A 12244-nucleotide genomic window follows, 5' to 3' on the forward strand; every position below is an offset into this window, starting at 1 on the left:
AGGCCCTTAATCTTTAGGAGCAGACCATGCTTTGCCACTGCCGTGACCTTGACTTCTTCAACCACGGCTCTCGGTGGTTCATCACAACAAGTGCAAAAGCGTATGACGGGCGCCGATGCCCTGATGGATGCTCTTCGCCGCAACGGTGTGGAGATCATCTTTGGTTATCCAGGTGGTGCAATCCTTCCGATTTACGACGCCGTTTATAAGGCTGAGCAGCAGGGATGGTTGAAGCACATCCTTGTTCGCCATGAGCAGGGGGGCGCCCATGCGGCTGATGGCTATGCAAGAGCTACAGGTCGTGTTGGAGTTTGCTTTGGAACCTCTGGGCCAGGCGCAACCAATCTGGTTACTGGTATCGCCACGGCTCAGATGGATTCAATTCCAATGGTGGTGATTACAGGACAGGTCCCTCGACCATGCATTGGTACAGATGCTTTTCAGGAAACTGATATTTTCGGGATCACTCTGCCTATCGTGAAACACTCCTGGGTTGTTCGCGATCCGGGAGATTTGGCTTCGGTTGTTGCTCAAGCATTTTTTATTGCAGCTTCTGGGAGACCTGGTCCGGTGTTGATTGATATCCCTAAGGATGTGGGCCAGGAGGAATTCGACTATCAGCCAGTTGAAGCTGGATCGGTCGTGCCTGCAGGATTTCACCGATTCCCGGCTCCAGAACTTTCCTCAATTGAGGCGGCTCTCGATTTAATTGATGATGCTCAGAGGCCTCTCCTTTACGTTGGCGGAGGAGTTATTTCTGCCGGAGCTCACGAGAGTCTTAAGGGTTTTGCAGAACGTCACCAGATACCTGTCACCACCACATTGATGGGTAAGGGGGCGTTTGATGAGCGACATCCTTTGGCTTTGGGGATGTTGGGAATGCATGGCACTGCCTATGCCAACTTTGCAGTTACTGAATGTGATTTGTTGATCGCTGTCGGTGCACGTTTCGATGACCGTGTTACAGGCAAGCTTGATACTTTTGCGCCCCGCGCAAGAGTGATTCATTTTGAAATTGATCCAGCAGAAGTAGCTAAGAACCGACGTCCTGATGTTGCGGTATTGGGTGATGTTGGTGTTAGCTTGGTGAAGTTATTGGACTTGAGTAAGCAAAAGTCTGTTGAGTTGAGGACTTCAGCGTGGCTAACTCGTATTGAGAGTTGGAAGAACCTTTACCCCTTGATGACTCCGCCTGAGGAGGGGCCAATTTATCCTCAGGAGGTGCTCTTGGCGATAAGGGACTTGGCTCCTGAGGCCTACATAACAACTGATGTGGGCCAGCATCAGATGTGGGCGGCTCAATATTTACGGAATGGGCCTCGTCAGTGGATTAGTAGCGCGGGATTGGGAACGATGGGTTTCGGGATGCCAGCTGCTATTGGTGTTCAAATTGCTTTGCCAGATGAACAGGTTGTTTGTATCGCTGGTGATTCCAGCATCCTGATGAATATTCAGGAGTTGGGAACACTGATTGAGTACAACATCCCAGCCAAGATTGTGATTGTGAACAACCACTGGCAAGGGATGGTTCGTCAGTGGCAGCAAAGCTTCTACGAAGATCGTTATTCAGCCACTGACATGCTTCCGGGCATGCCTGATTTCGTGGCATTGGCGAAGGCCTTTAGGGTTGGCGGGGTGTTGATCACTGAGCGAAAGGATCTCAGGTCAAGTTTGAAGCAGGCCCTTGCGACTCCAGGTCCGATGCTCATCGACGTGCATGTGCGACGTGATGAAAATTGCTATCCGATGGTTCCTCCTGGCAAGAGCAACGCTCAAATGGTGGGTTTATCTAACCACCCTGAACTTTCTGGGGTTTCTTTGTGATGCAACGACTGCAGTTTGTTCTTCTAAGCATTCTGCTTGTTTTGTTCATCGCACCATTGCCTGTCATGGCGGCGGAAGTGCTGCGTGTGAGTAGCTCCTCGTTGCTCCTGGTTGGTGACCACAACCGAACCTATACCGTTCGTCTTGCTTGTTTGCAGGTGGATCCATCTGATGAGGCGGAAGCGATGGCTTGGTTGAAGTCAGAGCTACCCAGGCGCCGGCGGGTCAATCTGCGCCCAGAAGGTTCTAGCGAAGGTGTGCTTTTGGCGCGGGTGACCTCCATCGGCAGCGATGTAGATCTCAGTGCAGGTCTAGCGGCTGCTGGTTTAGGTCGTTTAACGTGCGATTCGCCTCAGGCTTGAGATAGGAGTGGCTCTGCAAGATCAAATTGTTTCTCTAGAAAGATCTTGTGATAAAGCCAGAGGTGTCTGATCCATCAGCCCTACTCTGATGACGTTGGGTCTTCAGGATCATGGCCCCCTCCCAAGCGGCCCCTTCAAGTGGTTCGTCTTTGGCTGCAGATTCCATTGCAAGTGGGTCTTGGAGGCAAAGGTTCTTTAAGGCTCCCTGGCGGAGCTGGTTGATGATTTTTGCCAGCCTCCTTGGCTGTCAGGCGGTTTCGGCAAGTGGGCTGCTGTCTCCATCTGTGGTGGTTCTGTTGCCAAAGGGCTCTGCTGTAGAAGGTGCCAATGAGATCTTCCTCAAGGGCTTCCAGTTGGGAGAGGAGAAGGTAAGAGGTTGCGGTCTTTCGCTGGCGTCTGTGAAGTTGCGTCTTCTCAATCTGGATGATGATCCTGCTGTGGCTTTATCAGGTAACCCGCGGTTGAAGTTGGTCGTGGCGCCTCCTGCTGCGGATCTTCGTGCTTTTTCTGCTCTGGCGTCTAAGCGCAATCTCAGTGTGGTGTTGCCTTATCAGCGGGGCGCTTCGTTACGAAGTCTTGGTGAGCTGGATGCACGTTCACGCCTGTGGTTCTTGGTGGCACCTGTTCGCGATGATCATCAGGCCATGGCTCAGCGAGTGATGGAGCAGGGTTGGCGCCGCGTCATGGTGGTGCGAGATCCATCTGAGCTTGGTGTTGCTGCAGCGAAATCTTTTATTGAAGCCTTTGAAATTCTTGGGGGGAGGGTGGAGAGCTACGAGCCCGAGTTGGTGCAGAGCGTGAATCCTGACGATGGCGAACGACTTAAGCGTTTGCAGCAGGACCTGGTCTGGCTAGGACCTGATGCTCTTGTCTTGGCGTCTCGCCCATCAGGTCCTCTTGCGCAGGCTTTGAAAAAGGCGCAGATGGATGGATCGCTTGGGCGGGGACCACAACATCCAGCCTGGGTATGGCTTGCATCATCGGATTTGGCGAGTGATATCGGTCCAGAAGCCTGGGAGCAGCTCTTGTTGAAGCAATCCTCACGGGGGCCTGGTTGGCAGAAATTTTCTGAATCGTTTGAGCAGCATTGGGGGCAGGCGCCCGATTTGTTGGCCGCTGCTGGCTTTGATACTGCTCGAATAATTGCGCTGTCAACGATGTCTGCTTCTCTAGCTTCTGCAGAGGGAAGCGCTGATCCTCTTGGTTGGGTTGATGCAGAAAGTGAACCCCAGCCTCTTTGCAAAGCTTTGCGCTTGCGGCTCGAAGGCAAACAAGTGCGTTTGGAGGGTGCCGCTAGCAGTTTTGCTTTGCGAGCAGGACAGACACCTTCTGGGACAACAGTTTTTACACGAGTTTCTGCTTTGGGGCCTGACTGAGGCAGAACTCGAATCTGCTGGGATTGAATCAGGATTGGATGGAGCTGATGCGCTTTACGTGTGAGGTGATGACGTGTTGCGGTTGAGTGAGTTGAAGCTTCCCCTTGATCATTCGCCAGAGGCGATCGAAGCAGTCATCCTTAAGCGGTTGCGTATTCCGCCTTCCCAGCTCATCAATCACAGGCTGGTGAAAAGAAGTATTGACGCTCGACGTCATGAGCGGATCCAGTTCATCTACAGCGCGGATGTGAAGGTTCGAGGGGAAGCTGCTCTGTTGAAACGCCACGCAGGCAATCAAAAGATTCGTAAGGCTCCAGACACCCGCTATTACCCAGTTGCGCAGGCGCCAACAGATTTCCCTCAAGTAGAAACGCAGCGGCCGGTTGTGGTGGGTGCAGGCCCTTGTGGTTACTTTGCAGCTCTGCTTCTGGCACAGATGGGTTTCAAGCCTTTGCTGTTGGAGCGCGGTCAGTCGATCAAAAAGCGCACGCTAGAAACCTTTGCTTTCTGGAGGGGACAGCGGCCTTTCAATCCTGATTCCAATGCCCAATTCGGTGAAGGTGGGGCGGGGACTTTCTCAGACGGAAAGCTTTATAGCCAGGTGAGTGACCCTGAACACTATGGGCGCAAGGTGCTTGAAGAATTGGTGGCCAGTGGAGCCAATCCAGAGATCCTTACGGTGCACCGACCTCACATTGGCACCTACAAATTGGCCACGGTGGTGCGTGGAATGCGCGCCAGAATTGAGGAGCTTGGTGGTGAGATTCGATTTGAGACTCGAGTTGATGAATTGCTGCTGCTGCGAGATTTAGATCATTCACGCACTGGCAAGCCTTTGCAGGTGGTAGGGCTGAAGCTTGCCGATGGCAGCACAATTAGCAGTCGGCATGTGTTATTTGCCCTGGGTCATTCAGCCCGGGACAGCTTCGCCATGTTGGAAAGGGTTGGCGTGAAGCTTGAGGCCAAGCCCTTTTCTGTAGGACTCCGCATCGAACACCCCCAGCCTCTGATCGATCGCGCGCGCTGGGGTCCAATGGTGGGTCATCCACAACTCGGCCATGCGGAATACAAGTTGGTGCATCACGCTCGTAATGGCCGCTCTGTCTATAGCTTCTGCATGTGTCCGGGGGGAGTTGTGGTGGGTGCTACATCGCAAGCAGATTGCGTGGTTACCAATGGCATGAGTCAACACACGCGCAATGAACGCAATGCCAACAGTGCCTTGGTTGTGAATTTGGAGCATCAGGATTTGTGCAGTTATGAGCGTTGGCCAGGAGATCCTTTGGCAGGAGTGGCCTTGCAGCGGGACTTGGAACGAAGGGCTTTTCAGCTTGGAGGGGGTGGATATTGCGCCCCTGCTCAGCGCCAGGAGGATTTCCAGGCGGGCAGGCCTACAACTTGCCTCGGGGAGGTGATTCCCTCTTATCTGCCAGGGATCACGTTGGTTGACCTCAATCAGATGTTGCCGGCTCCGTTGATTGAGGCTTTAAGAGAGGCCTTGCCGGCCTTCGCTAGGCGTTTACCAGGCTATGAGCATCCTGATGCTGTACTCACTGGGGTTGAGACCCGTACCTCATCGCCTGTGCGTATTCCCAGGGATAACTCCTTTGAGTCGCTTAACACCACTGGGCTGATTCCTGCTGGAGAAGGGGCCGGTTATGCCGGAGGCATCCTTTCGGCTGGCATTGATGGGATTAGGGCTGCAGAAGCCCTGGCGAAACAGCTTGTGGTTGCTCAGTCTTCAGCTTGAGCAACGATCCCACTCCACTGCACAGCTTTGATGTGGTCCCTGCGCCATGAGTAAAAGAGGCTGGGCTCTGCCACTGTGCATAGCGGGCAACTGCTGATCTGCTCGCTGCTTAACCCAGCTCGTTTTAGTTGTTCAGCAGCAGCCAAGCGAATGTCAAGACTCAGTCGCTGTGGCTGTTTGTCTGCATCGAGAATGCCTCGTTCTTTTAGTGCGGAGAGCCGTTTCTCCAGCTGGATTGGTGGGTTGTTTGGATCTGCTTCGAGGCTTTTGGCCACAGCTTCTGCAACATCAACTTGAATCTGATAGTTGGAACCGCTTACAGCTGGTCCTAGAGCAACAAGCAGAGTCTCGATTTTTGCTCCTCGAGATTCCAACTTTGCTAGAGCTTCCTGCAGGATTTTGGCGGCTACGCCTCTCCAGCCCACATGACATGCGGCTGCATGCCCCGTGGACTGGTCGGCAATCAGTATTGGAGTGCAGTCGGCAGTGCAGACCCAGAGACTTTGTCCACCCCTGTCGCTGACGAGGCCATCAGCCTCCGGCCAGGGTGGGCGGTTGGCTTGTGAGGCTTGGAGCACCTTGCCGCCATGAACTTGTTGGGGTCTATGAACGCTAATGCCTGCGCTTAGGTAACCAGCTAGTTGATCGGGGCCTCGATCTTGCCAGCGTCGCGTGAAGAATCCATGTTCGAAACCAGCCGTTTGTAGAAGGTCGGCCTGCAGGTAGTAGCCCCCATAGCAACCGACCCAGGTCCATCCTTTGAGTTGGTTGAAAAGGGTATCTGGAGTAGCAAGCGGGTCTTGGTTGTCAGTTTCCGCTGCCGGCCCCAGCGATGTCATGGTTGCGGCAGGTCACGCAGCATCCAGAAACCAGCAAATCGTTTTTCCTCTGGGGAGGTCTGCACAGAGATGAATTGCAGTCCGCCGGCTTGCTCTCTTGCTTCTAGGAGGCTCTGTTGAACTGCCGTGGCTGTTTTGTCATCCAAATCCGTCACCAGCCAGCGATCGTCTTGACCTGCTTCAAGCATCAGCTGCGAGCCATCGACGGCCAAGCAAACTGGTTCCAGGCCTCCAAGCCAGCCTGCTAGAGCCAAAGCACGGGTTTGACTGAACATCCGAACGCCTGGCACGGGGATGTTGTCGTTGTCGTTTGCTCCAACTGGTAGTAGGCCGCCGAAGCCGATTGGCCACTCTTGGGCTTCGCGTAGCAAACCCAAGGGTAGGGAGGCCCAGCTCCAGGCGTCTCCCCTTACAGCCTCAGGTAGAGGCACTGGGGGTGTTGGTATCGGAGTTGGGGGAGGAGCCAGTGGACCAGCCATGTAGCCCTCCTCAAGGGGGTAGACATCCCGTTCTCGCTCGGCGAGCCAGTCGAGTAGGGCATAGGTTCTGCGGCTTGGAATGACTTCGATGCCAAGCTCTGCGGCAGCCCGTTGCACCATGGTGCGCATCGATATACGCCAACAGCGAAGCCTGAGAGGGGCCTCCCAGCCTTGTTGCTGAGAGTCTTTCAGGGCCTCTCTCAGGGCATCGGTCAGCCACAGTGAATTGACTTCTCCTGCAGGGCAGCGTTTTACCCAGCGGAATGGTGCAGTTCCTGATGGGTCCTGGGAGCTGCTAATTAACAACTCCCAACGTTTTTTGCCGTCAGATTCAAGGATTGGTCGCGAGTAGAAGTCGAGCTCCCAGTCAGTCTTAGGGTGTTGGTCTGTGATGTTGGGCGTATTGGCAGCAATCATCCTGCTGACTGTTCCTGCTGCCTAAGGACGTTACGAGCTTTGTTGGCTCGATCAGTCGCTTCAGCCATAACCTTATCTTTTTCGATTAGGAGTTCGCCCGGTTGTCCTTCCAGTAGGGCTGTGTTCAGGGCAATGCGTCCGCGACCAGGGTCCATTTCGGTGATTAAGGCTTTGACTCGATCGCCTTGATTGAATACCTCCCGCAGGGATCTAAGACTGCCACCGGTGATCATGGATTGGTGAAGGAGGCCACTCACACCGCCTAGGTCTATGAAGAAACCGTAGGGCTTCACTGCTACGACTTGACCTTCCACGAGCTGTCCTACTTCAAGTTCAGAGAAGCGGGCGGCGGTAGCGGCCCGCTTCTCTGAAAGCACCAGCTTGCGGGTTTCTGGATTGACTTCCAGGAATGCCACACCAAGGGTTTTTCCGACAAGCGCTTCGTGATTCTCTCCATTTTGGAGCTGAGAGCGGGGGATAAATCCTCTCAGGCCTTCAAGGTCGCAGGTCACTCCACCACGGTTGAATCCATTGACCTTGACCTGGGCGACCTTGCCTTCCTTCTCCATCTGCTGCACCTTGCTCCAGCTCTTACGCAGCTCTAGAGCTCGACAGCTGATGGTGACCATCCCATCGGCATTTTGCTCTCGAGTGACGAGTACTTCGACCTCTAAACCCTTTGGGAAGCGCTCTTTGAGGTTGGTAATCACGCCAAGGCCGCATTCATTTTTGGGCATAAAGCCTGGTGCTTTCCCGCCGATGTCGACGTAAACACCATCACTTTCCAAAGCGATGACCTTGCCTGTAGCCACTTCCCCTGTGGTTCCAATTGGTTCGTTTTCATCTAGAGCAGCCAAGAAGGCGTCTTCATCGAAGTCGAAATCGTCGACACTGCGTGCTGGATTGGATTGCCCTTCTTCGTTGCGATGATCGATGCCCTTCGGGGCCGAAGCGCTTCGGCGTGACTGATCGGCCGGACCAAGTAGATCGGCCATCGTCATGTTTTGCAGCTCGCCGAGATCAAAACGACTCTCATCTGAGGCTGCATCAGCTGAGACGGATCGATTGGGGGCGTTGCTGAGCTGGCCTGATGCTGCAGTTGCTTCGCTGCCAGGTGAAGTTGTTTCGGCGGCTTCTCGCACTAGCTTTTCTTGTTCCCCACGTCTGCTGATGTGCATGACCTGCAGGGGCTTGCGAGGGGCTTCCGCTGCGGGTTTAGGGGGCTTTGGGCTATTGGGCTGCGGACTGCCTGATCCGGCCATGGGGGCCTTGGGGTCGTCGATCAAGCATTCTGACAGGCAGGGTGGGGTTCTGTTCGCAGATTGGGGCTGATGTCTATTTCTTGCAGGCGTTTTGACCATCTCAGCTGGCCAGAGGCTGCAGAGGCGGTTGGTCTGGAGGGATCCACCTTGGTTTGGCCATTCGGGGCCTGTGAACAGCATGGTCCGCATTTGCCTCTGATAACGGACGCTTTTTTTGCAGAGCGGATGTTGGTAGAGGTCCTTGAACGCTTGCCTGCTGACCTGCCGATCTGGATGTTGCCAGCCCAGTCATTGGGATTTTCTCCGGAACATGAAGCATTCCCAGGAACTCTTTCCCTTTCAGCGAACCTGATGTTTCAGCTGGTCATCGAAGTTGGTCAGCAATTGGCGGCCATGGGAGTTCGTCGTTTGCTGCTTTTCAATGCACATGGAGGCCAGATTGGCTTATTGCATGTGGCGGCTCGGCAGCTTCGTGCTCAATGCCCTGCGATGGCTGTATTGCCCTGTTTTCTCTGGAGTGGTGTCGGGGCATTAAAGGATTTGCTCCCTGAAAGTGAGCGTGAGGTAGGCCTGCATGCTGGTCTGGCTGAGACCAGCCTGATGCTGTCCATGGCGCCTGAGCTGGTAGGGCTTGATCGCCCTGTCGATGGTGACCACTACACCCCTGGCCTATCTACCACTCCGCCGATGGGTTGGAGCCTTGAGGGCCATTCTCCATGTGCTTGGCTTACGGACGATTTCAGTGAGTCCGGGGTGATCGGTGATAGTCGAGAGGCTAATGCTGCGCTAGGGAAAGCATTGGAGCAGGCTTTGGTTGATCACTGGGTTAATTTGCTGATCAGCCTGATGGGAAGCCAATGGCCTCCGGTGAGAGAACCTGAATGCTTGTGATTTAAAGGGCGGCTTGAGTCAATTTCCCCTAGTAGAGGGTTAAAGTCTCTCGACTTACGACTTTTAAAAGATCCATGCCTACGCTAGAGATGCCTGTGGCAGCTGTTCTTGACAGCACTGTTGGATCTTCAGAAGCCCTGCCAGACTTCACTTCAGATAGATATAAGGATGCATACAGCAGAATCAACGCAATAGTTATTGAGGGCGAACAGGAAGCCCATGACAATTACATCGCGATTGGCACGCTGCTTCCCGATCATGTCGAAGAGCTCAAGCGGCTTGCCAAGATGGAGATGAGGCACAAGAAGGGCTTTACAGCTTGCGGCAAGAACCTTGGCGTTGAGGCTGACATGGACTTCGCAAGGGAGTTTTTTGCTCCTTTGCGTGACAACTTCCAGACAGCCTTAGAACAAGGGAAAACACCTACATGCTTGCTGATCCAGGCGCTCTTGATTGAAGCCTTTGCTATTTCGGCTTATCACACCTATATCCCTGTTTCTGACCCCTTTGCTCGCAAGATTACTGAAGGTGTCGTGAAGGACGAGTACACACACCTCAATTATGGCGAGGCTTGGCTCAAGGCCAATTTGGAGAGTTGCCGTGAGGAGTTGCTTGAGGCCAATCGCGAGAACCTGCCTTTGATTCGCAGGATGCTTGATCAGGTGGCAGGTGATGCTGCTGAGCTGCAGATGGATAAGGAAGATCTGATTGAGGATTTCTTAATCGCCTACCAGGAATCTCTTACTGAGATTGGCTTTAACACTCGTGAAATTACCCGTATGGCAGCAGCAGCTCTTGTGAGCTGAACTGCTGCCTTTGAGCTTCCTTTTTGCTTATGTTCAGTTGTGAGCAGCCCGGTTGAAGGTCAAGCAATTGACCGTAAAGACCAGCATTCATGGGATCATGGTTGACTTGGACCTCTCCAGGGCTTATAGGGTGGGCTCAGCTTTGCCGTACGTCAGCACTACATGTTTGGTCTGATCGGTCATTCCACCAGTTTTGAAGATGCCAGGAAGACGGCACTTCAGATTGGCTATGACCATCTAGATGGAGACCTAGATGTTTGGTGCAGTGCTCCTCCGCAGTTTTTGGAACAGATTGAGGTAGAAAGCCTTACAGGAAAGAAAATAGAAGGCGCTTATATCGATTCATGTTTTGTGCCAGAAATGTTGAGTCGGTTCAAAACTGCCCGTCGCAAAGTTCTCAATGCCATGGAAATGGCGCAGAAGAGAGGCATTCAGATCAGTGCCCTAGGCGGATTTACCTCAATTATTTTTGAGAACTTCAATCTTCTTAAGCATCAACATGTACGAAACACCACGCTTGAATGGGAGCGATTTACAACCGGCAACACTCATACGGCTTGGGTTATTTGCCGTCAGCTTGAGAACAATGCACCACTTTTGGGCATTGATTTAAGCAAGGCGCGTGTAGCGGTAGTTGGTGCCACTGGCGATATAGGTAGTGCTGTTTGCCGTTGGCTTTCCTCTCGAACGGGTGTCGCTGAACTTCTTTTGGTGGCTAGACAGCAACAACCTCTTATAGATCTTCAAACTGAATTGGCTGGCGGCAGAATACTGAGTCTTGAAGAGGCCTTGCCTGAAGCTGATGTTGTGGTTTGGGTTGCCAGCATGCCTAGAACCCTTGAAATCGATATGGAGAGTTTGCGCAAGCCTTGCTTGATGATTGATGGGGGCTATCCGAAGAACCTAGATGCAAAGTTTGCTGGTAGTGGGGTGCATGTTCTCAAGGGAGGAATCGTTGAGTTCTGCAATGACATCAGCTGGGATGTTGGCTGGATTGCAGAGATGGATAAGCCTGCGAGGCAAATGTTTGCCTGTTTTGCAGAAGCAATGCTGTTGGAGTTTGAGAATTGCCACACAAACTTCAGTTGGGGGCGTAACCAGATCACCCTTGAGAAAATGGATTTTATCGGCATGGCGTCTTTGCGTCATGGTTTTTCAAGCCTCAATCTCAATCACCAACTTCAGGCTGCTGCAGCCTGAACCTTGTTTCCGGATCTTCTCTTGTTATGGCTCGTCGTTATCTGTTTGAGTTCGAAAAGCCATTGGTAGAGCTAGAGCAGCAGATTGAGCAGATCCGAGAGCTTGCACGCGATTCCGAAGTCGATGTCAGTCAGCAGTTGCTCCAGTTAGAAACTTTGGCGGCTCGTCGACGGGAGGAAATTTTTCAAGCTCTTACACCGGCCGAAAAAATACAAGTCGCGCGACATCCTCACCGGCCGAGCACCTTGGATTTTATCCAAATGTTTTGCGACGACTGGGTTGAGTTGCACGGTGACCGTCGTGGTAGCGACGACCAGGCGTTGGTTGGTGGTGTGGGCCGTATTGGTAAGCGCTCTGTGCTGCTGATCGGACATCAAAAGGGCAGGGATACAAAAGAAAATGTGGCTAGAAACTTTGGGATGGCAACGCCTGGTGGTTACCGCAAGGCTCTTCGTCTGATGGATCATGCCGATCGTTTTCGTTTACCCATCCTCACTTTCATCGATACGCCAGGTGCATATGCAGGCCTGCTTGCCGAGGAGCAGGGGCAAGGGGAAGCCATTGCAGTCAACTTGCGTGAAATGTTCCGTTTGCGCGTGCCTGTGATTGCCACGGTGATTGGTGAAGGAGGCTCGGGTGGCGCTCTTGGAATTGGCGTAGCTGATCGTTTGCTCATGTTTGAGCACAGCGTCTACACCGTGGCCAGTCCGGAAGCCTGTGCTTCGATTCTTTGGAGAGATGCCGCCAAAGCTCCTGAGGCAGCTGCTGCTTTGAAGATCACTGGTCCAGACCTCCTTAACTTAGGAGTGGTGGATGAAGTGCTTCCAGAACCAGCTGGAGGCAACAACTGGGCCCCTCTTCAGGCGGGAGAGGTGCTCAGAGAGGCTATCGAGCGGCACCTCGATGAGCTTCTTGGTTTAAAGGTTAATCAGCTTCGCGAAGCGCGGTATCGAAAATTCCGGGCGATGGGTCGTGTTCTCGATCCAAGCTCGTCGGAAACCGGCTTGCCTGCCTAGGGTTATTGGGGTTGCATTCGCT

11 protein-coding genes are annotated in these 12244 nt (G+C 53.3%); 8 read left to right on the plus strand and 3 right to left on the minus strand.

Annotated features, from left to right (window positions below; translation table 11 throughout):
* Positions 1 to 42: 42 nt before the first annotated feature.
* The 4 genes from ilvB (at position 43) to SIB66_RS07170 (ending at position 5312) form a co-directional block, all read left to right on the plus strand.
* Positions 43 to 1824 carry a biosynthetic-type acetolactate synthase large subunit gene (gene ilvB / locus SIB66_RS07155; protein ID WP_074160847.1) on the plus strand — a complete coding sequence of 594 codons (1782 nt, stop codon included), beginning with the start codon at positions 43 to 45 and terminating at the stop codon, positions 1822 to 1824.
* Entirely contained in the window at positions 1824 to 2186 is a 363-nt protein-coding gene (locus SIB66_RS07160; protein ID WP_063406467.1) for a hypothetical protein, read from the plus strand. Before ilvB ends, SIB66_RS07160 begins: the two co-directional genes overlap by 1 nt.
* A 110-nt stretch (positions 2187 to 2296) precedes the next feature.
* On the plus strand, positions 2297 to 3562 hold the full coding sequence (locus tag SIB66_RS07165; RefSeq protein ID WP_074160848.1) for an amino acid ABC transporter substrate-binding protein: 1266 nt from the start codon (positions 2297 to 2299) through the stop codon (positions 3560 to 3562).
* A 73-nt stretch (positions 3563 to 3635) separates the two neighbouring features.
* Positions 3636 to 5312 (plus strand): NAD(P)/FAD-dependent oxidoreductase, encoded by a 1677-nt coding sequence (locus tag SIB66_RS07170; protein ID WP_063406468.1) that lies wholly within the window; start codon positions 3636 to 3638, stop codon positions 5310 to 5312.
* On the opposite strand, the gene pgeF is transcribed toward SIB66_RS07170, so the two are convergent.
* Genes pgeF through SIB66_RS07185 form a run of 3 tightly spaced genes read right to left on the minus strand, consistent with a single transcriptional unit; the run spans position 5297 to position 8309 of the window.
* Complete coding sequence (gene pgeF / locus SIB66_RS07175; protein WP_063406469.1) at positions 5297 to 6151, minus strand: peptidoglycan editing factor PgeF; 855 nt, start codon at positions 6149 to 6151, stop codon at positions 5297 to 5299. The genes SIB66_RS07170 and pgeF overlap by 16 nt on opposite strands.
* Entirely contained in the window at positions 6148 to 7047 is a 900-nt protein-coding gene (locus tag SIB66_RS07180) for a Tab2/Atab2 family RNA-binding protein (protein WP_063406470.1), read from the minus strand. The genes pgeF and SIB66_RS07180 overlap by 4 nt, the downstream gene beginning before the upstream one ends.
* Positions 7044 to 8309, minus strand: a complete 1266-nt coding sequence (locus SIB66_RS07185) for a S1 RNA-binding domain-containing protein (protein WP_063406471.1) — start codon at positions 8307 to 8309, stop codon at positions 7044 to 7046. The genes SIB66_RS07180 and SIB66_RS07185 overlap by 4 nt, the downstream gene beginning before the upstream one ends.
* A 69-nt stretch (positions 8310 to 8378) precedes the next feature.
* Between SIB66_RS07185 and SIB66_RS07190 the strand changes: the two genes are divergently transcribed.
* The 4 genes from SIB66_RS07190 (at position 8379) to SIB66_RS07205 (ending at position 12222) form a co-directional block, all read left to right on the plus strand.
* Entirely contained in the window at positions 8379 to 9200 is an 822-nt protein-coding gene (locus SIB66_RS07190; protein WP_063406472.1) for a creatininase family protein, read from the plus strand.
* Between the two features lie 74 nt (positions 9201 to 9274).
* Positions 9275 to 10006, plus strand: coding sequence for an aldehyde oxygenase (deformylating) (locus SIB66_RS07195; RefSeq protein WP_063406473.1), 732 nt, complete (start codon positions 9275 to 9277; stop codon positions 10004 to 10006).
* A gap of 162 nt (positions 10007 to 10168) precedes the next feature.
* A complete protein-coding gene (locus SIB66_RS07200) occupies positions 10169 to 11206 on the plus strand; it encodes a long-chain acyl-[acyl-carrier-protein] reductase (RefSeq protein WP_063403738.1) in 1038 nt (345 codons plus the stop codon).
* A 26-nt stretch (positions 11207 to 11232) separates the two neighbouring features.
* A complete protein-coding gene (locus tag SIB66_RS07205; protein WP_011130598.1) occupies positions 11233 to 12222 on the plus strand; it encodes an acetyl-CoA carboxylase carboxyltransferase subunit alpha in 990 nt (329 codons plus the stop codon).
* Positions 12223 to 12244 lie beyond the last annotated feature (22 nt).

It is taken from the genome of Prochlorococcus sp. MIT 1318 (genome assembly GCF_047304505.1).
GTDB lineage: Bacteria > Cyanobacteriota > Cyanobacteriia > PCC-6307 > Cyanobiaceae > Prochlorococcus > Prochlorococcus marinus_D.